This window comes from Bradyrhizobium sp. B117 (genome assembly GCF_038969555.1).
In the GTDB taxonomy this organism is placed as follows: domain Bacteria; phylum Pseudomonadota; class Alphaproteobacteria; order Rhizobiales; family Xanthobacteraceae; genus Bradyrhizobium.
Map to the genome: position 1 here is coordinate 3,017,338 of NZ_CP152414.1, position 26,356 is coordinate 3,043,693.

Below are 26,356 nucleotides of genomic sequence, written 5' to 3' on the forward strand. Positions count from 1 at the left end.
CCTGCGCGGTAAAGGGCGCTCCCAGTCTCCAGAAGCCTGTGACGACCTCGTCGAAGATCAGCGGGATGCCGGCCGCCGCCGCTGGGCGGGATACCGCTCGGCCGGCCAGCAAAAAATGTGTTCTCCCAAGCATTGCGTTCCGATGGGTCTTCGCTTAACGAAACTAGAGCTGAACTCTAGAGCGGAAACTTAGAGCAGTGAGTCAGTATGGAGCGGCGAAATCCGCGATACTTTCAGCGGGTCTTAGAACCTTTGAAAAGGTTGGGTTCGACGGCGCCACCGTGACGTCAATCTGCGCCCTGGCCGGGGCGTCGAACGGGAGCTTTTTTCATTTTTTCGGATCGAAGAAGGGGCTGGCCGCGGAGCTGCTCCTTGCCGCGCTTCGTTCGTATCATTCGGCCATGCTGGCACCGCTGGCTTCTTCTCCCGACGCGAAGACCGGCGTCGCAATGTTGGTTGCAGCGCATCTTGGATGGGTCGTGGAACAGCGGCGGGATGCCAAGTTTCTGTTTGAGCAGTCGCGAGCGGAATGGCTGGCGGACTTCCGCAAGGAGCAGCAGGCGGAGAACGAGGCCTTTCGAAATGGACTCGCGAGCTGGTTCGATCCACTCGTGGCATCGGGCGCTGCGCGCGAGATGCCGATCTCGATCTTCATCAGCCAGATCATTGGTCCAGCGCAGATATTCTGTCGGGCGTGGCTGTCGGGTCGCGAGCGCAGCGATCCGCGAACGCATGCCCAGATCCTTTCACAATGCGCAATTCGATCGGTCGTTGTGGAGAGTCGATGATCGTACACACTGGAGGCAGCATCAGATCGAGGGCCCCTTCGAGTGCGTGTCTGCTCTGTTGCGCCGCCGGCTAAGGAGCCTTGTGCCGAAGGGACATCGCTCCCGAAATGACGCTTTGCGACAACGAGACTCAACGAACGGCCGAACTGTGTCTGCCGGTCGTTGGGTGGCGTTCGAAGAGACCGTGTTTCGGGCAACCGTGCTCGATGGCGAAAAGCAGTTCGTCCCGCTAATCCATATCATCTTGCGCCATATAGCCTTTGAGCTTCTATGAGGGTCGATACAAATCAATCGTTATTGTCTGTTTCTACCGCGAGAGCCGCCGGAGCAAATACACGGATCATCATCGCCGATGGCGACTTTACACGCCGGCTCGAGATGGTCCGCTACTTCGAAAGCTTTAGTATGAACGCGACCTCAGTGTCGGGATGGCTGGAACTGCGCCGATGCCTTATGCAGCCGGGCGCATACCTGGTGATCCTGGATCTTGAATTGCTTAGAGAGGGTGGGCTTGATCTGCTGCGTGAGATCCGATCCCTCTTTCACGCGCCAGTCATCCTCATCGGTGGACCTCGACGAGGGTGATGGGATCGCGGGCCTGGAACGTGGCGCCGACGACTATCTTGCACGGCTGCTGAGTCTGCGTGAACTGGTCGCACGAACACGCGCGATATTGAGCAATCAGCCAAATGTCGCCGGTGCATCGCCTCATGGCGTCAAACCCCGCGGATACTCGTTTAACGGATGGACGCTGGAGCGACGCTCGCGGATTATGCGGGACGAAACCGGAGATCCGGTCGCCCTCACGAAGAGCGAGTTTGCCCTTCTGTTTGCGTTTCTGGAAAAGCCTCAGGAGATCGTTTCCAGGTTGGACCTGATGCAAGCGGTCCGTTTGAATTTGGACACTATGGATCGGAGCATCGACGTCAGCGTCTGTCGCTTGCGGCGGAAACTACAAAACTCTCCGGGCGCCCCGGAGGCCATCGAGACCGTGCGCAATCTCGGATACGCCTTCAAGGTGCCGGTCAAACCATTGTGAAACGTGTCGAGGCATGGGAGGCCGGGCGTCTGTGAGGCGCCTCTCGTGTGGGGGCAGGGGTTTTGAGCCGTTGGTGCGGCCTCGCTGACCGATGGTCGCTGACGGCGGTGTCGGCATGTTGAAACTGAAATGCTCCTTGTGCAGGGAAGGCTCGAAGGCGAGCGCGGCTCAGTTCGGCTGTCGGCGACCGTCACCATCAGACGGCGTCGCGACACGCATTACAGCGGTAACGCTTGCGCGATTGCTGTCTGATCGAACGGATGCTTCGTGTTGATTGCATCAGGCTTTTCGCCTGGGCAAACATCGGCAATACGGAGATTGAGCATGACAGCATCGACAATGAAGCCCACGATCCCATCCATCAGCTCCGAAGGCGATGGCGAATGGCTGCAGACGAGGCCCGGCGAAAGGTGCTGCATCCGGGTGTCTGCTGCCGAGACCGGCGGGGCGTATTCCCTGGTCGAGATCGTTTCCAGCCCTGGAGATAGCACGCCGCAGATGCGACATCGCGCGGATCGCAAGCTGCGCAAGAACGATCAGGAACACCAGCACGCCGAAGGATTTGTGCCAGGGATAAAGCAGGTTGAACTTCGCCGCGAGGGCGTCATCCAGCACGGTCATCGTCCAGCCAGCGGCGATGAGGCCAAGGATCAGCAGGGCGCGCACCCAAAGCAGGATCCGCAGTGCCGCCGGATACTTATCGATCCTTGGCCGAACGTCGTGAATCATACTTTGAACTCCTTGCCGGGAACGGCCGCGAATGCACGTCAGGCAATGCGCATCGGCCCGGATGTCGTCACGCCTCGGGCGCCTTGACATGTCCTTGGGCAGGGAAATAGTTTAGGCTTAAAGCAGTTATGGCACGGCCTGCATTGGCGCCTACGATCGCCGGCGCGGCAGAGAGCCTGCCGGCCGCCCGGCAGACACCCGACCTTGCGGAGCGACAGATGGGCTCACCGGCAAAGACAATCTTCCGCGACTGGCTGGACTGGCCGTTCTTCGAGCCGCGTCATCGTGCACTTTGCGATGCGCTCGATCGTTTCGTCGCGCAGCGTGGTCTTCAGGCTGCCGATCACCGCGACGTCGATAACGCCTGCCGCAAGCTCGTGCGTGCGCTTGGCGCGGAGGGGTTGCTCGATTGCGCGGTTGCGGCGCCGGACGGCGACGTGACGAGCATCGATTCCCGCTCGATCTGCCTGTCGCGTGAGACGCTGGCTTATGCCGATGGCCTCGCCGATTTTGCCTTCGCCATGCAGGGCCTCGGATCCGGCGCCATCGCGCTTGCCGGGTCGGCGGAGCTGCGACATGCCGTGCTACCGAAAGTCCGTTCGGGCGAATGGCTGGCGGCCTTTGCGCTTTCGGAGCAGGAGGCCGGCTCGGATGTGGCGGCCATGACCTGCACGGCACGCGAAGATGGCGACAGTTATGTTCTGAACGGCGAGAAGACCTGGATCTCCAACGGCGGCATCGCCGACGTCTACACGGTGTTTGGCCGAACCGGCGAAGCGCCCGGCGCGCGCGGCATCTCCGCATTCGTCGTGTTTCCGGACGACCCCGGCCTCAGCGTTGCCGATCGCATCGACATCATCGCGCCGCATCCGCTGGCGACCCTGCGGCTGGACAACTGCCGCATTCCGAATACCCGGCGGCTCGGGGCGCCTGGCGGGGGGTTCAAGATCGCGATGCGGACCCTCGACATCTTCCGGGCTTCGGTTGCTGCAGCCGCGCTGGGTTTTGCCAGACGGGCACTGGAGGAGGCGCGACTGCACGCACAGGCACGACGCATGTTCGGTGCGACGCTGTCGGATCTGCAGCTCACCCAGGCCGCGCTCGGAGACATGGCGACTGAAACCGACGCCGCGGCGCTGCTGACCTACCGCGCCGCATGGCGCCGCGACGTCCAGAAGCTCCCCACCACGCGTGAAGCTGCGATGGCAAAACTGGCCGCCACCGAGACCGCCCAGCGGGTCGTCGATCGCGCGGTGCAGATGTTTGGCGGACGCGGCGTGCGCAAGGGCGAAATCGTCGAGAGCCTGTATCGCGAGGTCCGCGCCCTTCGAATCTATGAAGGGGCGACCGAGGTCCAGAAGCTGATCGTCGCGCGCGAACTGCTCAAGCCGCGCTAAGCCGGCCCTCGCATCTGGAGCAAAGCAAAATTCTTCCGGTGCATCCCGATCACGCCGCGCCGCCCCGTCTTTCGGTTCTCGCGGAGCGGTTCCGATCGATGCACAGAGCGCATGTCGACACGATCGGCTTGAACTCATTGCTTGCTTGAAATCTTGCGCTCCTGAACCCGCATCGCTGCCGTCGAACTTGCCGTTGCAATCAGCAGATCGCTCGAATCCCGTTGCTCCGCTTCCATAAAGCCGATGCTGCGTCCGCGCCGGATCACGCGTCCATATGAGCGGTGCAGGCCCGGATGTGCACGGCAATCCCTGGCTCCCCGCTCACAAGGCATGCGGCTGCCATCGCGACATCCATCCTGCGACGACGCCGCCCTGGACGATGCCACCCTTTTGCGGGCCCTTGGACCGAATGACGGTGACGTTATTCGGCATTCCATAACGCATGGCCATGCTGCGTGAGGAGGCCCTTATCCAAGTCGTACAAAAGACCACAAGCGCAATCAGCGAGTCGCTGAAGTAAGCCGCTAAAGCATGATCTGGAAAAGTGCGAAGCGGTTTTCCGGAAAGATCATGCGTAAACAACGACCTCAAGCGCGATGACGATTCATCCAAATCTCATCGCGCTTTAGTGTGCCACCGCCGCTTGGCGTCTATTGGGGCTCGATTCCGGCCGCCTTGATAATCCGTCCCCATTTGCCAATCTCGGACTTCAGGAAGGATTCCAGGGCATCCGGCGTTGCGCGGCTGGATTCGACCGGCGCCATGCTGAGTTCGGCAAAGCGGCTGATCAGGGCAGGATCCTTCAGTGCCGTCTGCAGCGCGCCGACGAGATGGTCGACCACCGGCTTCGGTGTGCCGCGCGGGGCGTAGAGACCGTACCAGGTCGTGACGTCGAATTCGGGAACGCCGGCCTCTGCCGAGGTCGGCACGTCAGGCAGGGTCGCGACACGCGCTTTGCTGGTGATCGCGTAGCCCTTGATCGTCTTTGACTGGATATACGGCGTCGGCCCGGTCGCGGGATCGCAATAGATATCAATATGGCCGGCGATGACGTCGTTCAGAGCCGGGCCGCCGCCCTTGTAATAGATCTGCGAGAGCTTGGTATCGGTGGTGCTCATGAACATCAGGCCGCAGAGCTGCGAGGCTGAGCCGAGGCCGACATTGCCGAAGGTCATCTTGTCACCCTCGCTGCGGATGCGCGCGATCATCTCGCTCAGATCCTTGGCCGGAAAGTTCGGCCGGGCCACCAGGATCATCGGCACATCGGTCACGAGCCCGATCATGGCGAAGTCGCCGACAGGATCGAACGGCAATTTTGCGTAGAGAGCGGGCGCTGTGGCCTGGCCGACATGCATGAGCAGCAGCGTGTAGCCATCGGGCGCGGCCTTGGCGACACGGTTGGTGCCCAGCGTACCGCCGGCGCCGACGACGTTCTCGATGACGATGGACTGTTTCAGCGTCGCACTCATGGCGTTGCCGAGGATGCGCGCGATGACGTCGCCGGGGCCGCCAGCCGAGAACGGCACGATCATCGTGACCGGGCGATTGGGATAGTCGTCCGCGATCGCGGTGCCGCAAGGGTAGAACAGGAAAAGCAGGATCAGCGATCGTACGAGATACTTCATCGAACACTCCCTGGCGGCATTTTTCAGTCGTCGGAAGGCGCCGCCTCCTTGGCCGCCGACGATTTTTCAATCATGTCCAGCGCGGCCACTGCGGCCGCGTTGATGTGGTCGACGCAGCAGCGCTCGGCGAGATCCGCATCGCCGCTCTGGATCGCGCGCCAGATCGCCGTGACCTCGCGCAGGCTCTTGTTGATCCGCTTCGGCTGCGACATCGACGTAATGCGCAACAGCTGGATGCGGTCGTGGAGCGGCTTGAGCATGCGCTCGATGAACGCGTTGCGGCAGCCGGCGATCAGCGCGGCGTAGAAATCGGTCTTGGCTTCCAGGCAGCCGACCAGATCCTGCCTGGCGGCAGCGGCCTTCAGCCGTGTCAGGGCATCCCCGATCCGGCGTGCGACTTCCGGGTCGTGAAGCCGGGCGCATTCGCGGCCCGCGTATCCTTCGAGGACCGCGCGTGCCGCGTAGAGCTGCCGGGCTTCCTCCAGGCTGATCGTCGAGACCACGGGGCCACGGTGCGGGACGGTATTGACCAGCCCGTCGGCCTCGAGGGCGCGCAGCGCTTCGCGGATCGAGGGGCGGCTGACGCCCATCATCTCGCAGAGCTCGCGCTCGACCAGGCGCTGGCCCGGTTTCAGCGTTCCGGACATGATCGCCTCCCGCAGCTTTTGCGCGACCATCGCCCGGACGGTCGGGACGTCCTCGATGCGGAGTGTCGACTGCAATTCGCTACGTCTTTCCATGTCCGGGTCCTGTTCGGGAAAAGTCAGTACCGGTTTACAGGCAGAATCATCATTTCGGCAATTTGAACGTGCGGCGGCTGGTCGAGGGCAAAGACGATGGACCGGGCGATATCGGCCGGATCGAGCGCCATCCTGAACTGGTCGAAATAGTCCTTTTCCTTGTGCGTATCGCCGCGGTAGCGGGTCAGGATGATATTGGTCCGGGTCAGGCCGGGCTGGAGCTCGGTCACCCTGATTGCGGTTTCGGCCAGCTCGCCCCGGAGGGTCTCAGTGAACATGTGCACGCCCGCCTTGCTGGTGCTGTAGGCGGCCATGTCAGGGACGATACGGACGGCATTGATCGAGCTGATGTTGACGACATGGCCGGTATTGCGCAGGACCATGCCGGGGAGGATCGCGCGGGTGACGCGCATCAGGCCGATCAGATTGGTCTGGATGATGTTGGACCAATCGTCGGCGGAGCCGATGTCGAAGCGGGTCCGCCCACCGATATCGTGTCCGGCGTTGTTGATGAGGACGTCGACCGGCTTGAAATGACCGGGAATCGCATCCGGCATGCCATCCACGGCCTTTGCGTCGCTGATGTCGAGCTGGATCGGAAACACCGCGTCGCCGCCCGTCGCCGCCAGTTCCTGCAGCGCCTTGGCATCGCGATCGACCAGCACGACGCGGCGGCCGCTCTCCAGCAGCGCCTTGGTGATGGCGCGACCCATGCCGCCGGCGGCACCCGTCAGCACGACGGTCTGGCCCGATTGTTCAGTCATTGCAGCACTCCCATTCCAAGGTCCTCATGCGACCGACCAGCCGCCGTCGATGGGCAGGCTGGCTCCGGTGATGTCGTTTGCGGCCGGGCTACAGAGAAAAACGACCATGGCGGCGACCGCATCCATTCCGATGAAGCGCTGCGTCGGCTGGCGCTCGCCGAGATATTCGCGCGTCACGTCATCGACCGGACGGCCGCTATTGGCAGCAATGCCGGCGATCTTGTTGAGGATCGCCGGCGTCGGCAGCGTGCCCGGGCAGATCGTGTTGCAGGTGATCCCGCTGCGGGCCGTCTCGATGGCGACGGCACGGGTGATGCCCAAAATCGCGGTCTTGGTGGTGACGTAGTCGATGCGCTCCTCGACCGCGCGGCTCGAATAGATCGAGCCCAGATTGATGATCCGCCCCCAGCCGCGCTGCTTCATCGCCGGCAGCGCCAGGCGGATCAGGTGGAACGGGGCCGACAGGTTGACGGCCAACGCCTGTTCCCATTTCTCGGGCGGAAACTGCTCGGTGGCAGAGAAATGCCTGATGACGGCGTTGTTGACGAGAATATCGATGCCGCCGCAGCGGCTGACCAAATCGGCCATCATGGCCTCGATCGCCTCGCGCTGGGCGAGATCGGCGCTTGCCGCGACGACCTCCACGCCGAAGCGGGCGCGGAGTTCGTCCGCGGTCTGCTTCGGCGCGAGGAGATCGTGAAGGACAATGTTGGCACCCGCGCCGGCAAGGCCGTCCGCCATGGCCCGTCCGAGGCCCGCGGTCGCGCCGGTCACGAGTGCCCATTTGCCCTTCATCACAGCCATCGCTCCGCTACTTCTTGTCGAGCTCGGCGAAGACTTCCTTGGCGTTGCGGAACGCATCGACGCCGGCGGGCACGCCGCAATAGATCGCGACCTGCATGAAGACCTCGCGGATTTCCTCCTTGGTGGCGCCGTTGGCGAGCGCGCCGCGGACATGCGTCTTCAGCTCGTGCGGGCGATTGAGCGCGCAGAGCATCGCCAGGTTCAGGAAACTGCGGGTCTTGCGTGTCAGGCCCTCGCGGCCCCAGACGTAACCCCAGCAATATTCCGTGGTGAGGTCCTGCATCGGGCGATTGAACTCGTCGGCGGACGCGATCGCCTTGTCGACGAACTCGTTGCCGAGCACGCTTTTGCGGATTTCGAGGCCGCGGTCATAAGTCGCCTTGTCCATGTTGCTCTCCGTTTCTTGTTGGTGTTGTCAGGTCTTCGGCCAGAACGGCTTTGCCAGCGCGAGCTCGGGCGGGAATACCGTCACCGGCACGCCGGACTGCCACTGCACGATGGTCATGCCGGCGCCGACCCGGCGGCCCTTCTCGTCGAACTTGATCTCGCCCAGCGGGTAATATTTGGAGGGACCGCCATCCATCGTGCGCAGCGCCTCGCCGACGGCGACGCGATCAGCCTTGCCGGCCTTCTCCAGCGCGTCCTTGATCACCCACATGTCGCCATAGGTGGAGATCGCGTTCTGCGTCATCCACGGCTCCTTGTAGCGGTTCTTCAATTCGGCGATCAGCGCCTCGTGGCCCTTGGCGCCCCAGCTCGCGACGCAGGTCAAGACGCCCTGAAGCAGTTCGGGGCTGACGGTCTGCAGCATGTCCGGCTCGGCGATCGCGATGCCGAACGAGATCGTCGGAACCTTGCCCTGGCCGAGGCCGAATTCGTTCATCTTCTCGAGCAGCAGCTTTGCGTCCGAGATCACCGTCGGCAGGAAGAATAAGAGATCGGGTTTCGCCGAGCGGATCTTCTGCACCAGCGACGTCGCGTCCGCCAAGGGCGGCGTGAACGTCTCGTCGACGATCAGCTGCAGCTGGTTCTCCGCCAGCAGGCCTTCGCGCATCGCCTTTGCGGAGGCGATCGAGGCGCCCGTGTTGTCGGTCAGGATCGCGACCGTCTTCGGCCGCTTGCCCGAGGCCGTCTCTGCCAGCTTGATGAGCTGCGGCAACGCCTGCTTCGCCTGTGAACCCGCGGTGGCCGCGGTCTGGAACACGTATTTGAATCCGCGCTCGGTGATGAGGTCGGAGTAGGAGAGGGTGAGCATGGGCAGGTTGGCGCGCTCGGTGACCTCGGTCACCGCGAGGGTGAAGGAGGAAAGGTAGGCGCCGCTGGCCGCGACCAGATCGGTCTCCTGCGCCACCATGCGCTGGGCCGCGTTCTTGGCCTTCTCCGTGGTGTCGCCGGAATCGAGCACGACGAGCTTCAGCTTGGCGCCACCGAGCGCCTTGATGCCGCCTTGGGCGTTGATGTGATCGACCGCCATCTCGGCGCCTTCGCGCATCACCGTGCCCGGGCGGGCATAGAGTCCGGAGATCGGTACCAGCAGGCCGACCTTCACCTCGGAAGGTTGCTGCGCCCAGCCGGCGCGGGATGCGATCAGCGTGCCGGAGGCACCGGCAAGCAATGTTCGCCGCGATATCGTGATCTTGTTCTTTGCAGTCATGACAATTCTCCTCCCTGAAAAATCGCGCGACGCTGTTAGGATTTCTTCGGCCAGAACGGCTCTGCCTGCGCGAGCTCGGGCGGATAAACGGTGACCGGTACGCCCGACTGCCATTGCACGATGACGACGCCGGCGCCGACGCGGCGGCCCTTTTCGTCGAATTTGAGCTGACCGCCCGGATAATATTTCGAATCGCCGGCATCCAGCGACCGCAAGGCCTGTGCGACCGCATTGCGGTCGGCGTTGCCGGCCTTTTCCAGCGCCTCCTTCATCACCCACATGTCGCCATAGGTCGAAATGACGTTCTGCGTCGCCCAAGGCTCCTTGTACTTGGCCTTGAGCTCGGCGATCAGTGCTTCGTGACCCTTCGCGCCCCAGCTGGCGACGATGGTCATGATGCCCTGTACGATCTCCGGGCTCACGCTCTGGAGCATGTCGGGCTCGGCGATGGTGATGCTGAAGGACACGGTCGGGATCTTGCCCTGGCCGAGACCGAACTCGCTGATCTTCTCCAGCCCGAGCTTTGCGTCCGAGACCGCGTTCGGCATGAAGAGCAGCAGATCTGGCTTTGCCGAACGAACCTTCTGGATCAGCGGCGTCGCATCCGAGAGTGGTGGGGTCCAGACTTCCTCCACCACGAGCTGGAGGCCCTCCTGCGCGAACAGCTTCTCCTTCAGCGCCTTGGCGGTGGCGACCGAGGTTGCGGTGTTGTCCATCAGCATCGCCACGGTCTTCGGCCTCTTGCCGGATGCTTTCTCGGCGAGCTTCATCAACGTCGGCAGTCCGAGTTCGGACTGGCGGCTCGCGGTCGCGGCGGTCTGGAAGATGTATTTGAAGCCGCGGTCGGTCAAAAGGTCCGAATAAGAGAGCGTCAGCATCGGCAGTTCGGCACGCTCGGTGACCTCAGTGACCGCAAGCGTGAAGGACGAGAGATAGGAGCCGGTGGCGGCAACGAGATCCGGCTCCTGCGCGACCATGCGCTGTGCCGCGTTCTTGGCCTTCTCGGTGGTGTCGCCGCAATCGATCACGACCAGCTTCAACTTGGCGCCGCCGAGCGCCTTGATGCCGCCCTGCGCGTTGATGTGCTCGATGCCCATCTCGGCGCCCATCTTCATCACCTGGCCGGGGCGGGTGTAGATGCCCGACAGCGGCACGATCAGCCCGACCTTGACCTCGGCGGGTGCTTGCGCGCGTGCCACGCCGGCAAGGCTGACGGCGGCGGCCCCGGACAGCACGGTCCGGCGCGAAAGCCCCTTCGATGTCTTGTTCATTGTGTTCTCTCCCTTGTCCTTGTTCTTGTGTTGGTCACATGCCGAGATAGGCCTTGCGCACGCGGTCGTCGGCGCGCAGCGTGTCGTTGTTGCCTTCGAGCACGACATGTCCGGCTTCGAGAACGTAGCCGTGGTCGGCCGATTCCAGCGCCTCCGCGACGCGCTGCTCGACTAGCAGCATGGTCAGCCCGGACTGGCGGCGGATCTCGATCAGCCGATCGAAGATGAAGTCCGCGGTCGAGGGCGCAAGGCCCATCGAGGGCTCGTCCAGCATCAGGAGCTTCGGCGAGGAGGCGAGGCCGCGGCCGATCGCGAGCATCTGCTGCTGGCCACCGGACATCGTGCCCGCGATCTGGTTGCGGCGCTCCTTCAGCACCGGCAGCCATTCGAATATCCGCTCGATATTGCCCCGCCAATCACGCCTGCCGCTCTCGGTCATCGCACCCATCTCCAGGTTCTCCATCACAGTCAGTGACGGGAACACCTGGCGGCCTTCGGGGACGTGGGCGATGCCGAGATGGGCGCGCTGCGGCGGCGGTACGGCGAGGAGATCAACGCCGTCGAAGGTGATTCCGCCGCCGCTCGGCTTCACGATGCCGGAGATCGTCTTGAACAGCGTGGTCTTGCCGGCGCCGTTGGGGCCGACGATCGCGACGAACTCGCCGGCGCCGACATTGATCGAGACGTTATTCAGGACGGGTTTTGCGGAATAGCCCGCGCTCAATCCTTCAATTCGCAGCATGGCCCACCCACTTCTTGCCGAGATAGGCCTCGATCACACGGTCGTCGCGCGTCACCACCTCCGGCAGGCCCTCGGTGATGACGGCGCCGTGGTCGAGCACGAGGAAGCGATCGACCAGGCGGACCATCGCCTGCATGGTGTGCTCGATGATGGCGATGGTCATGCCGTCGCGCGCGAGTTGCTGGATCACGGCGACGACCTCGTCCGCTTCGCCATGGCCGAGGCCCGCGAGCGTTTCGTCGAGCAGCAGGATGCGCGGCTGGCCGGCGATCGCGCGAGCCAGCTCCATCAGCCGCAACTCCTTGGTCGAGAGCTCGCCAGCGACACGACTGGCCACGGCGGAGAGTCCGACACGCGCGACAGCGTCGGCGGCCAGCTTGCGGGCTTCCTCGTCGGAGCTTGCGCGCACATAGGCGCCGACCACGACATTGTCGAGGATCGACATGCGCAGGAACGGCCGCATCACCTGGAAGGTACGGCCGATGCCGGCCTCGCAGATCACGTGCGGCCGCTGTCCGGACATGTTGCGGCCGTCGATCAGCACCTCGCCCTGGCTTGGCTTCAGGAAGCCGTTGAGGAGGTTGAACAGCGTCGTCTTGCCCGCGCCATTGGGGCCGATGATGCCGAGGATCTCGTTCTTGTGCAGCTTGAAGCTGACATCCTGCACGGCCTTGAGGCCGCCGAACGAGCGCGAGAGGTTGCGGACCTCGAGCACGACCTCGCCTGTCGCGGCGCGCTGCCGCGCGGCGGGCTTCAGCGGTGTGACGTTGGTGGTCGTTGCCTCCGTCGCGTCACTGACCATTGCCTTCGATGCGTTCCGCTTGCGCAGAAGATCGCGCATTTTCCAGAACAGGCCTTCCGGCGCCAGCAGGATGACGCAGACGATGGCGATGCCGAAGATGACGCCCTGAATGCCGGGGATGCGCGCGCCGGCCTCCGCATGGAGGATCTCGGCGAGCGGGATCAGGATCACCGAGCCGATGACCGGACCCCAGACCGTGCCGACGCCGCCAAACATTGCGACCGTCAGCGCCTGCGCGGACACCAACATGCCGAACACCGATTGCGGGGTCACGACCAGCAGCACCTGCGCGTAGAAACCGCCGATGGCGGCGGCGATGGCGCCGCTCAGGGTGATCGCGCGCAGCTTCCAGGCCAGCGTATTGATGCCGGCCGCTTCGGCCGCGGCCTCATTCTGCTTGATCGCAAGCAGCGCCATGCCGAAGCGCGAGCGCTCGATCACCTGCGTCAGCACGATGGTGGCCAGCATGATGGCAAGCCCCAGCAGCGTGTAGATGTGGGGATCGGTGAACTGCATGAAGGCGATCGGCGCGTCGCGCTTGATCGGAAGCGTCACCTCCTGGAAGCCGAGCCATTCGAACACGTAGAGAATGGCGAGCGGATAGGCGAGCATCGCCAACGCGAAGTAGTGGCCCTGCAGGCGGAAGGTCGGAAATCCGATCAGGAGCCCGGCGATGCCGCCGAGCATGGCAGCGATCGGGATCAGCAGCCAGGGCGAGATGTTAAAATAGATCTGCCCGAGCGCGGTCGCATAGGCGCCGATCCCGAAGAAGGCGGCATGGCCGAACGAGATCAGCCCGGTGTAGCCGCTGAGCAGGTTCCAGGACAGGCCGAACACCGCCCACACCGGCACCAGCGTCAGGATCAGCTGGTAGTAGGAGTTGGTGACGCCGAGCGAAATCCCGGCGTAAGCGAGGGTGAAGAGCAGGGGCGGCAGGAAGGAACGCGTCCGAAGCATGATCACGTCCTCTCGACCATGCGCCCGAAGAAGCCCTGCGGACGGAAGAAGATGATGAGGAGGAAGACGGCGAAGATCGCGGCGTTCTGCAATTGCGTCGGCAGGATCAGCGTCGACATCTGCTGCACGAGGCCGATCGTCATGCCGCCCCAGAATGCGCCGATGATGCTGCCCATTCCGCCGAGCACGACGCCGGCATACATGACGATGACGTATTCGAGACCGACGAACGGATGGAACGGATAGTTGGTGGCGAGCAGGCCGCCGGCAATCGCGGTGATGCCGCAGCCGAGTGCGAACGCAGTGCGGTGCGCGCGGTCGACGTCGATGCCCATATAGGTCGCCGCGGTCGGATTGTCGGCGGCGGCGCGGAGCGACTTGCCGATCCGGGTGCGCGCGATCAGCAGCGAGAGCAGGATCATCATGGCGAGCGACACGACCGCATCGATGCTGCGGGCCTTGTTGAGGAAGATGCTCATGTCGAAGAACGGGCCGAGCTCCCAGGCCGAGCTCGACAGCGGCGTGCGGATCGAGGCCAGCACCGAGCCGAACACGATGAGGCCGCCGTTCTGCAGGATCAGCGCGATGCCGAGCGTGAGGATGAGCTGGGCGTAATGGCCTTCGCCTTCGAGCGAGGCGGTGCGCGTGCCGGAGACGTGCGAGATCAGCGTCCGATGGACGAAATAGCCGAACACGGCGAGCACGGGGCCGGCCAGCAGGATGGCGACGAACGGCCCGACCGTATTGCCGAACAGAGCCTGCACGCCGGCGGCGGTGAAGAGATAGAAGGCGGTATACATGCCAAGCATCATGAAATCGCCGTGAGCGAAGTTGATGACGCGCATGACGCCGAAGATCAGGCCGAGCCCGACGCACATCAGCCCATAGACGGCGCCAATCAGCAGGCCCGCGGCGAGCGCTTGCAGAAATCCTTCCATCAGCCACGCCTCCGCGCTGCCGACAATGTTAGACTGGCCTCCAAGCCGACCATGTTTCCCCCGTATTCTCCGGCATTTCTTATGATGCCGATCGTAAGACCCGTTCCGTCTCTAGGCGGCATTGCGCCGCAATGGCGCCGGCATTGCCGAGCCGCTCGCAATCGTCGACGAGTTGTTCGAGCCGGTGCGCGCGATCCTCGCCGAGAACTCTGGCAGCGGCAGCGCGAAAGCGGCCGCGAATTTCTGAAGGCGTTGCCGCGATCACGTCGGGCAGCGCGTGCCGGATCGTCCGGCCACTGCGCAGATGCACGGTCACGTCCGCGCCCTGCTTGCCGGGGAAGGCGGCGGTGAAGCCAGGATCTGCCTCGAGATCCGTGATCGCGACGAGGCGAATGATGTCGGCATCGTCGAGCTCGGAGTAATTCTCTTCCTCGATCTCGCCCCGCGCCAGCGTCGCCGCGACGCTGAAGGGAATGCTCATCTTGGCCTGCAGCGCGTTGCGGTAGGGCCCCATCGAATCGCACCCGGGATAGCGAACGGCGGCATCGGGCGCGCGGATGACGACCCGGTCGATCTCGTCAGGGCTGGCGAGCTCGTGCGAGACGCGGAGCGCGGCCTGCGCGGCGGTCTGCGCGAAGTTGCAGGCCGGCACCGGCTTGTTGTAGACGGCCATGATCTCGCACTCGCCATCAGGGAAGAGCGCGATGCTGGCTGGCGCGGCCTGGCGGCGATATGCGGCGAACAGGCCGGCCTCGCCGTCGAGGATGGTTTCGGAGCCGAAAGCGCCGGCTGCGGCCAGGCCGATCGCCTTGATCGCATTGCTGGCTGCAAAGCCCGGATGGAAATACATGTCGGAGCCACCGGCATGCGGCCATTCGTTCAGTCCGCTGGACGTGTTGGTCGCGATCGCGATGGCGCTGGTGGCTACGTCCTCGGAGAGGCCGAGCGCAAAACTTCCGGCGAGCGCCGCGCCCGGAGGGGCCACGAGGCCGGTCGGACGATAGAGGCGGGCGAGATCGGAGGTCAGCAAAGCGCGGCCGATCCGCGCGCCGGTCTCATAGCCGATGATGGCGGCGGCGAGCAGCCTTGCGCCGTGCAGCGGCGCCTGTTCCGACAGCGCGAGCAATGTCGGCCAGATCACGACGCCGTGGTGCGCGATGCTGGCCGCATGCATGTCCTCGCGGACGAGGCCATGCCCCATCACGGCATTGGCGAAGGCGGCATCGGCCGGCGAGGAGAGTTGCGACGTTCCGATGATCGTCGCGTTGCCGCCGCCTTGTGCGATCGCGACGGCCTGGCGGCTCCAGGCATGCTGGCCGGCCTCGAAGGCGCAGGACAGGAAGTCGAGCAGGCAGAGCTTTGCCTTGGCGACGACGTCCGGCCCGAAATCACCGAGATCGAGTGCAAGCGCGCTCCGCGCCATCTGGCGCGCGAGCGAGAGTTTGCCTGATCCGGTCGGGCCGATCGTCATCGCAATCGCTCTCCCTGAACGCGAGCTGCGCTTAGCCGCGCATCTCGACGCCGGCCCACTCCTCGAGCACTTTTGCGATCGAGGTGAAGTCGGACGACGCACCATATTTGGCATTGGTGATTGCGAGCATCTGCCGCACCACCGCGCCGCAGACCATCGGCACGCCCATCGCCTCGGCCTCGTCCACGCAGAGCCGGACGTCCTTGTAGGAAAGTCCGGTGGCGAAGCCGAAATCGAACGTGCCGGGCAACACTGCGCGTGGGAATTTGTCCTCGGAGGCGCTGTTGCGGCCGCTGCTGGCGTTGATGATGTCGATCAGCACCTTTGCGTTGACGCCGCCCTTGACGCCCATCGCGACGGCTTCCGAGGTGATCACGAGCGCGGCTGCCGCCATCAGATTGTTGGCGAGCTTGGCGGTCTGCGCCACGCCGGGCTTGTCGCCGGTGTAGAACAGCTTGCCGAAATTCTTCAGGATCGGCTGCACGGTTTCGTAGGTCGCTTGCGGACACGACACCATCACCGCCAGCGTGCCGTTGACGGCGCCCTTGATGCCGCCGCTCACGGGCGCATCGACCAGCGTCATGCCCTTGGCCTTCAGGCCTTCCGCAACGAGCTTTGCCGCGCCGGGACCGGAGGTCGAGAGATCAATCACGATCTTGGCGCGATTGCCGCTGCCGATGCCGTCCTGGCCGAGCGTAACCGCCTTGACGATGTCGGGCGTCGGCAGACTGACGAGCACGATGTCGGCGCGCGAGGCGACGTCGGCCGGCGACTTTGCGAGTTGCGCGCCGCGCTTGACCAGCGGCTGCACTGCCTCAGCCTGCGTGTCGTAGACGACGAGCGAATAGCCCGCGTCGATCAATCGCCCCGCCATGGGGCCGCCCATGCGGCCCGTGCCGATTACGCCGAGGATCTCTCCCGCCATCGTCTACTCCCTGTCGCGCGATCCCGTGACGGGCGCGCCTTCTTGATCTCGTTGGTCAACCGTTGTCGCCGGCCGGCCTTTCCGGCCGCCGTCGTCGTGGCAGCGGGATCCCGCGCCAACGGGGCGGATTGTTATGATTGTCAGACAAGCTGTCAAGCATAACATTTGGGGTCGACAGTTTGCCGCGGATCGTCCTATGGTTCGGGAAAACGAGGAAGACGCCCCGCGTGCCACAAGATCCAATTCCGAGTGTGAGCAGGACGCTCGCCGATTTCGTCGCGGCGTCGTCATGGGCGGACGTGCAGGCGCAGAGTGTCGAGGCGCGGCGCTCGATCCTCAATTTCTTTGCGACCGCGCTCGGCTCCGCGCGCGATCCGGTGGTCGTCGCCGCGATGCGGACCTTGTCACCGTTCAGCGGCGCCCCGACATCGACGGTCATCGGTCACTCCGAGCCGATGGATGCGCTATGCGCGTCGTTTCTCAATGCCATCTCGGCCAATCTGCTCGACTTCGACGACACCCATCCCGAGACGATCATTCATCCGGTCGCGCCGGTCGCCGCTGCCATATTTGCGCTTGCGGAGACGCGAAAACTGTCGGGGCGCGAGGTGTTGACCGCGTTCATTCTCGGCGTGGACGTGGAATGCCGCATCGGCAATTCGGTTTCGCCGCGCCATTATGCGCGCGGCTGGCACATCACCTCCACCTGCGGAATCTTTGGTGCGGCCGCAGCCTGTGCGAAGCTGTTGGGCCTGCCTGCGGAAGGCATTGCGAACGCGATCGGAGTTGCGGCGAGCCAGTCGGCCGGCAATGTCGAGAACCTGCCGAGCGCCGCCAAGAATGTCAGCGTCGGCAACGCCGCCAGGAACGGATTGTTCGCCGCGCTGCTGGCACAGCAGGGTTATGAGGCCGCGCCGCGCGCCATCGAAGGTCCGCTCGGCTGGGCGCGCACCATGGGTGACGTGCCGGATCTTGCTCGTTTGCTCGATGGCCTCGGCAAGACCTGGGAAATCGCAAAAAACACCTACAAGCCCTATCCCGCCGGCATCGTGTTCCATTCGGTCATCGATGCCTGCCTCATGTTGCGCGAGCGGATCGGCCGCAACGTCGATCCGATCGAGTCCGTGACGGTGCAGGGCTCAGCGCTGCTGCTCGCGCGCGGCGATCGTCCCGTCAACAACGAGCGCGATGCCCGCGTCAGCATCCATCATTGCGTGGCCTGCGGACTGCTGCTCGGCACCGCGGGTGTGGTCGAGTTCGTGCACGAGACCGTGGTCCGGCCCGATATCGTGCAAATGCGGCAGAAGGTGAGGGCGGAGCTCGATGCTCAGATGCCGGACGGCGCTGCGCGCGTCGCCTTGCGCCTGTCGTCCGGCGAGGTGCTCACCGAGACCGTGACGTCGCCGCGCGGCAGCCAGGCCGCACCGCTGTCGGACCACGACATCGAAGACAAGCTGCGCGAAGGCGTACGGACCGGTCGAAGCGATTGGGATGCGGACCGCGTCATCGACGCTGTCTGGCGGCTCGATGCGGTCGATGACGTCGGTGAACTCCTGCAATCGCTACGTCCGTCGTCGGCGACGCGCCAAACAACTTCCAACTAGACTCTCTCAAGACCTGAAAGGGACGATCATGAGCAAGACCGAACTGTTCGAAAAAGGCCTCAAAGTTCGCAAGGAGGTGCTCGGCGAGGACTACGTCAACAAGTCGATCGCCGGCGCCGACGAGTTCACGCGCGCGATGGCGGAATGGTCGACCGAGTTCTGCTGGGGTGCCTTGTGGACGCGGCCAGGCGTCGACCGTCGCACGCGCTCGATCGTCAATCTGGCGATGCTCGGCGCGCTGAACCGCCCGCACGAATTGAAGCTACACGTGAAGGGCGCGCTGAAGAACGGCCTGACCAAGGAGGAGATCAAGGAGATTCTGCTCCAGGTCGCGGTCTATTGCGGCGTGCCCGCCGGCATCGACGCCTTCCGCAACGCGCGCGAGGCTTTTAACGAGGTCGACGCGGCCGGTTCCTGAGCGAGAGTCCCATGGCTGCCCCAGAATACGAGCTCTTCGCCATCCGCTATGCCACGCGCGATGCGCAGCGGAGCGAGCACTTCATCGGCGGCGACCCGCACGACGGGCCGATGCCGATGGACTACTTCATGTGGTTGGCGAGGGGAGGTGGCCGCACCTTCGTCATCGACACCGGGTTCAACGCGGAAGTGGCAAAGCAGCGCAGGCGAAATTTCCTGCGCTGCCCGGTGGAGACGCTGGCGGCATTCGATGTCGACGTCGCCGATGTCAAGGACGTCATCCTCACGCATCTGCACTACGACCACGCCGGCAATTTCGACCGGTTTCCGAATGCGCGCTTTCATCTCCAGGAGCGCGAGCTTGCGTACGCCACTGGGCGCTACATGCATTATCCACGTCTGTCGCATTCCTTCGAGGTCGAGGATATCTGCGGAATCGTGCGGCTGAACTACGCGCGGCGGGTGCTGTTCTACGATGGCGACGCTGAGATCGCGCCCGGATTGACCGTTCATGCCGCCGGCGGCCATTCCGCCGGTCTTCAGTTCGTCCGCGTCAACACGCGCCGCGGCCCCGTCGTGCTCGCCTCCGACGTCAGTCATTTCTACGAGAACATGACCAGCGAGCGTCCGTTCACGACGGCGTTTCATGTCGGCGACATGCTGGTGGGTTTCGACAAGCTGCGCGCCGCAGCACCCAGCGCGGACCACATCGTCCCCGGCCATGATCCGCTGGTCATGAAGCTTTACCCGGCGCCCAGCCCCGAACTGAACGGTGTCGCCGTTCGTCTCGACGTCGCGCCGTCCGGAGCCCCTCATCCTTAGGACATCGAGCACGGGATGGCGCAATCTGACCAAAAAATCGATTTTCGATTTTTATTGACCTGCGAGCCCGGCCTTGTAATCATCCCACCATGGGTCCGCTTCAGTTCCAATTGTCCGGAAGCCCCGGGAATGGTCCGCGCAGCCTGACATCGGCGCTGCATGAGCGCCTGCGTGCCGACATCCTGGCGACGCGGCTGCTGCCGGGGCAGAAGCTGCACATCGCGGGACTAGCCAAGCAGTTCTCCGTGAGCCTTGCCGCCGTGCGCGAAGCATTGTCGCGCCTGGTCGCCGACGGTCTTGTGCAGGCCTCCGACCAGCGCGGTTTTCGCGTCAGCCCGGTCTCGCTCGCCGATCTCGCCGACGTGACGCAGACGCGCATCGACATCGAGGGCCTTGCGCTCCGCCGCTCGATCGAGCGTGGCGGCGAGGCCTGGCTCGCATCGGTGAAATCCGCCTGGGCGGATCTCAAGGCCGTTCCCTATCATTATCCTGATGATCCCACCGTGCACTACGAGGAATGGGTGATCCGTCACCGCATCTTCCATCGTGCGCTGGTCAATGCCTGCGGCTCGCCGTGGCTGCTCGGCTTCCGCGACGTGCTGCATGAACAAAGCGAGCGCTACCGCCGGCTCTCGATCCGTCGCGCGCTCGGCAGCAAGTCGCGTGACGTCGAGGCCGAGCACAAGGCGATCGTCGCCGCCGTGGTAAAGCGCGACGCGGATGCGGCAGTTCGCGCGTTGTCAAAGCATTTCGGCATCACCAAGGAATTCGTGGAGCTCGCCGCCTCGCGCATTGCGGAGGTGAGCCGCGCGACCTGACGATCCCTAGAAATTCGGCACAAAAAAATACAGACCGGGAGGAAACAATGAAGATCAATCGCCGTCATGCGCTGATGTCGCTCGTTGCCGCCGCAATGCTGGCCGGCCCTGCGAGCGCCGCCGACACCATTCGCGTCGGTTTGCCCACGAAAACCTATTGGCCGACGACGATCGCCGAGACGGCCGTGCGGCAAAAGCTGTTCGAGAAGGAAGGCATCCAGGCCGAGCTGACCATCTATCGCAGCGGGGCCGAGACCTTCGAAGGCATGGCCGCGGGCGCGGCAGACATCATCCTCGATCCGCCGTCCCTGGTCTCCGCGGGTCGCAAGAAGGGCGTGATGTCACGCATCGTCGCCAATGCCGCGATGGGTAATTTCGGCTGGCAGCTGATGGTCCCGACCAAATCGACGCTCGACGTCAAGGATCTCAACGGCAAGAAAGTGGCGATCACCGCGGCCGGCTCCGGCTCCGACCTGCTCGCGCTCTGGACCATCCAGGACAGGAAGATCGATTTCACCCGCGTTCCTGTCGGCGGCGGTGGCCTCGTGCCGAACCTGCTGGCTGGCAACGTCGAGGCGGCCGTGGTCTATTCGCCGCTCAGCTTCCAGATCTCGAAGTCCGGCGAAGCCAAGACCATCCTCGATTACGCGACCGCGGTTCCGCCGAACCTTACGGCGGGGTGGATCGTGCTCGACAAGTTCGCGGATGCAAAGCCCCAGCTGGTGCAGAAGGCGGTGAACGCGCTCTATGGCGCGGTTGCGTTCATGCGTGCCAACCGCGACGTCACCGTCAAGCTGATCGCCGAGCTCTACGAAATGCCGCCGGAGATCGCCGGCCTGGAATACGACAACACCATCATGAAGCTCGAGACCAGCGGCGACATGGGCGCCGCTGACGTGAATGCGGCCGTGCAGCTGTCGCTCGATCTCGCCAAGCTCGGCGGCCTCAAGGACATCGTCCCGGTCGAGGACGTGATCTCGACCAAGTTCAAGCCCGTCCCGACCAAGTAGCAGCGATGCAGAGCACGCTCGCCATCAACCTTTCGCGGATCGCGATCATCGTCGCGATCCTGGCGCTGTGGGAAATGCTGTCGCGCACCGGCATCGTCAATCCGCGCCTGCTGCCGTCGGCGTCCGACACGTTCGCGACGCTCGGCGATCTCCTGCAGCGCGCGGCGGTGCAGAAGGATCTGATGGTGACCGCGACCGAGGTGCTCGCCGCGTTCGCGCTGGCCGTGCCCTTCGGCGCGGTGATCGGCTTCCTGGTTGCCGAGAACCGCTACTTCGCCGATGTCGCCAAGCCGCTGCTGTTCTTTGCCTTCAGTATCCCGAAGTCGATCTTCCTGCCGATGTTCATCCTGGTGTTCGGCGTCGGCTTTGCCCAGAAGGTCGGCTTCGGCTTCTTCTCGACCATCTTCATCGTGATCATGTCGACCACGACGGCGGTGGACTCGGTCAAGGTCGAGCATCTGACGGTGGCGCGCTCCTACGGTGCCACGCCATGGCAGACGGCGTTTCGGGTCTATCTGCCGAGCATGCTGCCGGTGCTGCTGGAGGCCTTGCGGATCTCCATGATCTTCAACCTGACCGGTGTGATCCTTGCCGAGATGTACGCCTCGCGCGACGGCATCGGCCACCAGATCGCGACCTGGGGCGAGAATTTCCAGATGAAGCAGCTCCTGGCCGGCGTCGTGATGGTGGCCGCGATTGCCATGACCTTCAACGAACTTGTCAGATGGGTGGAAACGCGATGCAGCCATTGGCGAACGTGACCCCGTTGAAACCCGCCGCGCGGGCCGGCGCGATCGAGGTGAAGAATGTCGGCCAGGTGTTCAAGACCAGGTCGCAGGACGTCGTCGCGCTGGAGGACGTTTCGCTGGAGATCAAGCCGGGGCGATTCGTCGTGCTGGTCGGCCCGAGCGGCTGCGGCAAGTCGACCCTTCTGATGATGATGGCCGGCCTGCGTCAGCAGACGTCCGGTGCGATCACGATCAGCGGCGCGCCGATCCCGCAGCCCGACCCCGACAGGGTCGGGGTGGTGTTCCAGGAAGCGAGCCTGTTTCCCTGGCTCACGGCCGAGGACAATGTCGAATTTCCGCTGGCGCTACGCGGCGTGTCCAAGGCTGAGCGCCGCGCCAAGGCGCAGGATGCGCTCAAGCTGGTCGGGCTCGAAGGTTTCGGCAAACGCCATCCGCATGAACTGTCCGGCGGCATGAAGCAGCGCGTCTCGATCGCGCGCGGGCTGGTGCAGGATCCGCCGGTGCTGCTGATGGACGAGCCGTTCGCAGCGCTCGACGAGCAGACCCGCATGACCATGGGCGACGAACTGCTGCGGATCTGGGCGGCGACCGGCAAGACCGTCGTGTTCGTCACGCACAGCCTGACCGAAGCCGTGTATCTCGCCGACGAGGTGGTCGTGATGTCGGCGCGGCCTGGCCGTATCGTCGACCATCTCCAGGTCCAGCTCCCGCGGCCTCGCACCTACGAGATGCTGAGTGGCGATGCCTTCGGCGCGTTGCGTGATCGCATCTGGCGGCACATCCGCAAATCGGCGTGAGGCGGAGATGAGCGCCAAAACGCTGCGATACCTGATCGTGATCGGCCTGATTGCCCTGTGGGAGCTGTTGCCGCGCACCGGTCTCATTCCCGAGCTGTTTCTGCCGTCGCTGTCGTCGACGCTGATGGCGGGATGGACGGACGCGGCCGAATATGGTCACGCGCTCGCGGTGACACTCTACGAGGTCGTCGTTTCCATGGCATTCGCCTGCGGTGGCGGCATCCTGCTCGGCGCCATCGTCGGCAGCCTGCCGCGCCCGCGCGTGCTGATCATGCCGATGGTGTCGAGCCTCTATGCGGTGCCGCTCGTGATCCTCTACCCCGTCTTCACGGTCTGGCTCGGCATCGGTTCGGAATCCAAGATCGCGTTCGCCTCGATCTACGGCTTCCTGCCGACGATGCTCGCCACCGCCGCAGGCATCCAGACCATCGATCCGCAACTTCTGCTCGCCGCGCGCAGCATGGGCGCGACGCTGAGCCAGCGGCTGGTCCGCGTCATCATTCCCGCGGCGATCCCGACCGTGCTGTCCGGCCTGCGCGTCGGCGGTGCGCTTGTCATCGTCGGCGTCGTCGTCTCGGAGATGCTGATCTCCTCGGCCGGCATCGGCTATCTCATTTCGCGTTACCGCACCATCCTCGACAGCCCGCACGTGTTCGCGGGCGTATTGCTCGTGCTGTTCCTCGCCATCGCCTTCAATGCCGCGATCCGCTGGATCGAGCGCAAGGCGGCGATCTGGCAGACCGGCACCCGCGCCGGTCAGGCCAATGACGAGATCGCGTCGGGCGCGATGCAGCCGGCGACCTGAGGTATCCGCGTGTACGATTTGACCCTGACATTCGACAACGGCCCCGATCCCGAGGTGACGCCGCGCGTACTCGGCATCCTCGCCGAGCGCGGGATCAAGACCACCTTCTTCGTGATCGGCGAGAAGCTCGCCGATCCCGCACGGCGCGCGCTTGCGGCGCGAGCGCACGGGGAAGGGCACTGGATCGGCAATCACACCTTTACGCACAGCATTCCGCTCGGTGAGCAGAAGGATAGCAACACGGCAGAGCACGAGATCGGCCGGACGCAAGTTGCGATCGGCGATCTCGCGCACCCGCAGCGCTGGTTCCGGCCGTTCGGTGGCGGCGGCAATCTGGATGCGCGGCTGCTGAAGCCGTCCGTCGTCGACTATCTCGCCCGCAACAAGCACAGCTGCGTGCTCTGGAATGCGATCCCGCGCGACTGGGATGATCCTGGTGGCTGGACCGAGCGCGCGCTCGACCAGTGCAGCCGGCAGCCCTGGACGCTGATGGTGCTGCACGATCTGCCGACCGGCGCGATGGATCATCTCGAGCGGTTCCTCGATCGCGCTGAGGCGGCCGGCGCCCGCTTCGGCCAGGATTTCCCGCCCCAATGCGTTCCGATCCGCAACGGCGAGATCGCACTTCCGATCAACGACTATGTATCCTCCATCGAAGAGAGTGTTTGACTGATGAAAGTTGCAAGCTTCACGATCGCCGGCAGCCCGAGCTATGGCATCGTCACCGACAACGGCGTCATCGACGCCGGCAAGCGTCTGAAGGCCTATCCGACGCTGAAGGCGCTGCTGGCGAAAGGCTCGTTCGACGAACTGAAGAAGCTCGCCGCCGAGAAGCCCGACTACGCGCTGCAGGATGTTGCGCTGCTGCCGACCATTCCCGATCCCGACAAGATCTTCTGCATTGGCGTCAACTACGCTACGCATCTGGCCGAGAGCGGTCACCCGACGCCGGCGCATCCGATGATCTTCACCCGCTTTGCCAACAGCCAGGTCGGCCACGGCCAGCCGATGATCCGGCCGCTGGAGTCGGAGCGTTTCGACTACGAAGGCGAGATGGCCGTCATCATCGGCAAGGCGGGCCGTCGCATCTCGCGCGAGGCCGCGCTCAGCCATGTCGCGGGCTATGCCTGCTACAATGACGGCAGCATCCGCGACTGGCAGCGCCACACCTCGCAATTCGCGCCGGGCAAGAACTTTGCCGGCACGGGCGGCTTCGGCCCCTGGATGGTCACGACTGACGAATTGACCGACGTCACCAAGCAGACGCTCATCACGCGCCTCAATGGCGTCGAGGTGCAGAAGGCGCCGATCTCCGACCTCGTCTTCGACGTCCAGGCCCTGATCGCCTATTGCTCGACCTTCACCGAGCTCGCGCCGGGCGACGTCATCGTCACCGGCACGACCGGCGGCGTCGGCGCCTATCGCACGCCGCCGCTGTGGATGAAGGACGGCGACACGGTCGAGATCGAGATTTCAGGCATCGGCATCCTGCGCAATCCCGTCAAGAACGAGCGACGCGCGGCCTGATAGCCGCGTTTTCACAACAATAAGAAGGAGATCCCCATGCCCATGCCAACGCATATCCTGCCGACCACTGTGGTCGGCAGCTATCCGCAGCCCGAATGGCTGGTGAATCGAGCGATGCTGTCGAAGGTGGTGCCGCGCACCCGCCTGCATGACATGTGGCGGCTGCCGGCGGAGCATCTGGAGGAGGCGCAGGACGATGCCACCATTGTCGCGATCCGCGACATGGAGCGCGCCGGCATCGACATCGTGACCGATGGCGAGATCCGCCGCGAGAGTTACTCCAACCGCTTCGCCACGGCGCTCGACGGGATCGACGGCGACAATCCCGCGATGATCGTGGCGCGCACCGGGAACACCCAGACGCCGGTGCCGCGCGTCGTCGGCCCCGTCAAGCGCAAGGGCCCTGTCGAGCTGCACGACATGCAGTTCCTGCGCAAGAACACGGACCGCGCCGCCAAGATCACGCTGCCGGGTCCGTTCACGATGAGCCAGCAGGCCAAGAACGAGTTCTACAAGGACGAGGAGGAACTCGCGATGGCGCTCGCTGAGGCCGTCAATGCCGAGGCGCTTGATCTGCAGAAGGCCGGCGCGGACGTAATCCAGCTCGACGAGCCCTGGGTGCGTAACAATCCCGAGCTCGCCAAGCGCTATGCCGTCAAGGCGATCAACCGTGCCCTGCAAGGCATCACCGTGCCAACCGTCGTGCATCTCTGCTTCGGCTATGCCGCGGTCGTGCCAGGCTCGAACAAGCCGGCCGGCTATTCCTTCCTCGCCGAGCTCGACGACACCATTGCCGACCAGATCTCGATCGAGGCGGCGCAGCCGAAGCTCGATCTCGGCGTGCTCAAGGATCTCTCGTCCAAGAAGATCATGCTCGGCGTGCTCGACCTCGCCGATCCCGCGGTCGAAAGCGTCGATATCGTCGCGGACCGCATCCGCAACGGCCTCAAATATGTGTCGCCCCACCGGCTGGTTCCCGCGCCGGATTGCGGCATGAAGTACATGCCGCGCGCAATTGCGTTGGGGAAGCTGAAGGCAATGTGCGACGCCGCGGCCAAGGTGCGGCAGGAGATTGGCTAAAGAAGCACCACGCTCGGCTATGGCGTTCGTCTATCAGCGGCAGTCGGCCGGCCGGGCCGCTCGAAGTCCGCGCGCTTGTGC

Annotated in this window: 27 protein-coding genes and 2 pseudogenes; 15 read left to right on the forward strand and 14 right to left on the reverse strand. The window is 64.2% G+C overall.

Annotated elements, in window-relative coordinates; translation table 11 throughout:
* Positions 1-197: 197 nt before the first annotated feature.
* The 3 genes from AAFG16_RS14770 (at position 198) to AAFG16_RS14780 (ending at position 1,827) form a co-directional block, all read left to right on the forward strand.
* Entirely contained in the window at positions 198-788 is a 591-nt protein-coding gene (locus AAFG16_RS14770; protein ID WP_342739583.1) for a TetR/AcrR family transcriptional regulator, read from the forward strand.
* A gap of 270 nt (positions 789-1,058) precedes the next feature.
* A complete protein-coding gene (locus AAFG16_RS14775; protein WP_342739584.1) occupies positions 1,059-1,373 on the forward strand; it encodes a hypothetical protein in 315 nt (104 codons plus the stop codon).
* Positions 1,354-1,827 (forward strand): winged helix-turn-helix domain-containing protein, encoded by a 474-nt coding sequence (locus AAFG16_RS14780; protein ID WP_342739585.1) that lies wholly within the window; start codon positions 1,354-1,356, stop codon positions 1,825-1,827. The genes AAFG16_RS14775 and AAFG16_RS14780 overlap by 20 nt, the downstream gene beginning before the upstream one ends.
* Before the next feature lie 279 nt (positions 1,828-2,106).
* On the opposite strand, the gene AAFG16_RS14785 is transcribed toward AAFG16_RS14780, so the two are convergent.
* The gene (locus tag AAFG16_RS14785) at positions 2,107-2,556 is read right to left on the reverse strand and encodes a cytochrome b/b6 domain-containing protein (RefSeq protein WP_342739586.1); all 450 of its coding nucleotides are present in this window, start codon (positions 2,554-2,556) and stop codon (positions 2,107-2,109) included.
* 218 nt (positions 2,557-2,774) lie between these two features.
* Here AAFG16_RS14785 and AAFG16_RS14790 point away from each other — a divergent pair, with 218 nt between their 5' ends.
* On the forward strand, positions 2,775-3,953 hold the full coding sequence (locus tag AAFG16_RS14790) for an acyl-CoA dehydrogenase family protein (RefSeq protein ID WP_342739587.1): 1,179 nt from the start codon (positions 2,775-2,777) through the stop codon (positions 3,951-3,953).
* Positions 3,954-4,603: 650 nt separating this feature from the next.
* Here AAFG16_RS14790 and AAFG16_RS14795 read toward each other — a convergent pair.
* The 13 genes and pseudogenes from AAFG16_RS14795 to AAFG16_RS14855 all read right to left on the reverse strand — a co-directional run bounded on the left by AAFG16_RS14795 (position 4,604) and on the right by AAFG16_RS14855 (position 16,646).
* Positions 4,604-5,578, reverse strand: coding sequence for a tripartite tricarboxylate transporter substrate-binding protein (locus AAFG16_RS14795; protein ID WP_342739588.1), 975 nt, complete (start codon positions 5,576-5,578; stop codon positions 4,604-4,606).
* A gap of 23 nt (positions 5,579-5,601) precedes the next feature.
* Positions 5,602-6,318, reverse strand: a complete 717-nt coding sequence (locus AAFG16_RS14800) for a GntR family transcriptional regulator (protein WP_283085213.1) — start codon at positions 6,316-6,318, stop codon at positions 5,602-5,604.
* A gap of 23 nt (positions 6,319-6,341) precedes the next feature.
* Complete coding sequence (locus AAFG16_RS14805; protein ID WP_342739589.1) at positions 6,342-7,082, reverse strand: SDR family oxidoreductase; 741 nt, start codon at positions 7,080-7,082, stop codon at positions 6,342-6,344.
* A gap of 24 nt (positions 7,083-7,106) precedes the next feature.
* Positions 7,107-7,886, reverse strand: a complete 780-nt coding sequence (locus AAFG16_RS14810; RefSeq protein ID WP_342739590.1) for an SDR family oxidoreductase — start codon at positions 7,884-7,886, stop codon at positions 7,107-7,109.
* A gap of 7 nt (positions 7,887-7,893) precedes the next feature.
* Positions 7,894-8,274 (reverse strand): carboxymuconolactone decarboxylase family protein, encoded by a 381-nt coding sequence (locus AAFG16_RS14815; protein WP_028137140.1) that lies wholly within the window; start codon positions 8,272-8,274, stop codon positions 7,894-7,896.
* Between the two features lie 27 nt (positions 8,275-8,301).
* Positions 8,302-9,540 (reverse strand): ABC transporter substrate-binding protein, encoded by a 1,239-nt coding sequence (locus tag AAFG16_RS14820; protein ID WP_342739591.1) that lies wholly within the window; start codon positions 9,538-9,540, stop codon positions 8,302-8,304.
* Positions 9,541-9,575: 35 nt separating this feature from the next.
* On the reverse strand, positions 9,576-10,811 hold the full coding sequence (locus tag AAFG16_RS14825; RefSeq protein ID WP_342739592.1) for an ABC transporter substrate-binding protein: 1,236 nt from the start codon (positions 10,809-10,811) through the stop codon (positions 9,576-9,578).
* A 34-nt stretch (positions 10,812-10,845) separates the two neighbouring features.
* On the reverse strand, positions 10,846-11,553 hold the full coding sequence (locus AAFG16_RS14830; RefSeq protein ID WP_342739593.1) for an ABC transporter ATP-binding protein: 708 nt from the start codon (positions 11,551-11,553) through the stop codon (positions 10,846-10,848).
* A pseudogene (locus AAFG16_RS14835) lies at positions 11,532-11,603 on the reverse strand (hypothetical protein); the annotation flags it as partial. The gene AAFG16_RS14830 and the pseudogene AAFG16_RS14835, both read right to left, overlap by 22 nt.
* Positions 11,604-11,842: 239 nt before the next feature.
* Positions 11,843-13,312, reverse strand: a pseudogene (locus AAFG16_RS14840) (ATP-binding cassette domain-containing protein); the annotation flags it as partial.
* A gap of 2 nt (positions 13,313-13,314) precedes the next feature.
* On the reverse strand, positions 13,315-14,250 hold the full coding sequence (locus AAFG16_RS14845) for a branched-chain amino acid ABC transporter permease (RefSeq protein ID WP_342739594.1): 936 nt from the start codon (positions 14,248-14,250) through the stop codon (positions 13,315-13,317).
* Positions 14,251-14,329: 79 nt separating this feature from the next.
* On the reverse strand, positions 14,330-15,721 hold the full coding sequence (locus tag AAFG16_RS14850; RefSeq protein WP_342739595.1) for an MmgE/PrpD family protein: 1,392 nt from the start codon (positions 15,719-15,721) through the stop codon (positions 14,330-14,332).
* Positions 15,722-15,752: 31 nt separating this feature from the next.
* The gene (locus AAFG16_RS14855; RefSeq protein ID WP_283085222.1) at positions 15,753-16,646 is read right to left on the reverse strand and encodes an NAD(P)-dependent oxidoreductase; all 894 of its coding nucleotides are present in this window, start codon (positions 16,644-16,646) and stop codon (positions 15,753-15,755) included.
* A 227-nt stretch (positions 16,647-16,873) separates the two neighbouring features.
* Here AAFG16_RS14855 and AAFG16_RS14860 point away from each other — a divergent pair, with 227 nt between their 5' ends.
* From AAFG16_RS14860 to AAFG16_RS14910, 11 genes are all read left to right on the forward strand, one after another.
* Positions 16,874-18,250, forward strand: coding sequence for an MmgE/PrpD family protein (locus tag AAFG16_RS14860; protein ID WP_342739596.1), 1,377 nt, complete (start codon positions 16,874-16,876; stop codon positions 18,248-18,250).
* Positions 18,251-18,278: 28 nt separating this feature from the next.
* Positions 18,279-18,668 carry a carboxymuconolactone decarboxylase family protein gene (locus AAFG16_RS14865; RefSeq protein ID WP_028137131.1) on the forward strand — a complete coding sequence of 130 codons (390 nt, stop codon included), beginning with the start codon at positions 18,279-18,281 and terminating at the stop codon, positions 18,666-18,668.
* A gap of 11 nt (positions 18,669-18,679) precedes the next feature.
* Positions 18,680-19,489 carry an N-acyl homoserine lactonase family protein gene (locus AAFG16_RS14870; protein ID WP_283085224.1) on the forward strand — a complete coding sequence of 270 codons (810 nt, stop codon included), beginning with the start codon at positions 18,680-18,682 and terminating at the stop codon, positions 19,487-19,489.
* Between the two features lie 89 nt (positions 19,490-19,578).
* A complete protein-coding gene (locus AAFG16_RS14875) occupies positions 19,579-20,307 on the forward strand; it encodes a GntR family transcriptional regulator (protein WP_342739597.1) in 729 nt (242 codons plus the stop codon).
* 47 nt (positions 20,308-20,354) lie between these two features.
* Positions 20,355-21,317, forward strand: coding sequence for an ABC transporter substrate-binding protein (locus AAFG16_RS14880; protein ID WP_283085226.1), 963 nt, complete (start codon positions 20,355-20,357; stop codon positions 21,315-21,317).
* A gap of 5 nt (positions 21,318-21,322) precedes the next feature.
* On the forward strand, positions 21,323-22,078 hold the full coding sequence (locus AAFG16_RS14885) for an ABC transporter permease (RefSeq protein WP_283085227.1): 756 nt from the start codon (positions 21,323-21,325) through the stop codon (positions 22,076-22,078).
* Positions 22,057-22,863 (forward strand): ABC transporter ATP-binding protein, encoded by an 807-nt coding sequence (locus AAFG16_RS14890; RefSeq protein ID WP_342739598.1) that lies wholly within the window; start codon positions 22,057-22,059, stop codon positions 22,861-22,863. The genes AAFG16_RS14885 and AAFG16_RS14890 overlap by 22 nt, the downstream gene beginning before the upstream one ends.
* Positions 22,864-22,870: 7 nt before the next feature.
* Positions 22,871-23,668, forward strand: coding sequence for an ABC transporter permease (locus AAFG16_RS14895; protein ID WP_092218420.1), 798 nt, complete (start codon positions 22,871-22,873; stop codon positions 23,666-23,668).
* Between the two features lie 9 nt (positions 23,669-23,677).
* Positions 23,678-24,337, forward strand: a complete 660-nt coding sequence (locus tag AAFG16_RS14900; protein WP_342739599.1) for a polysaccharide deacetylase family protein — start codon at positions 23,678-23,680, stop codon at positions 24,335-24,337.
* Positions 24,338-24,340: 3 nt separating this feature from the next.
* Positions 24,341-25,195, forward strand: a complete 855-nt coding sequence (locus tag AAFG16_RS14905; protein WP_342739600.1) for a fumarylacetoacetate hydrolase family protein — start codon at positions 24,341-24,343, stop codon at positions 25,193-25,195.
* 36 nt (positions 25,196-25,231) lie between these two features.
* Complete coding sequence (locus AAFG16_RS14910) at positions 25,232-26,275, forward strand: 5-methyltetrahydropteroyltriglutamate--homocysteine methyltransferase (protein ID WP_283085231.1); 1,044 nt, start codon at positions 25,232-25,234, stop codon at positions 26,273-26,275.
* The last annotated feature ends 81 nt before the right edge of the window (positions 26,276-26,356 follow it).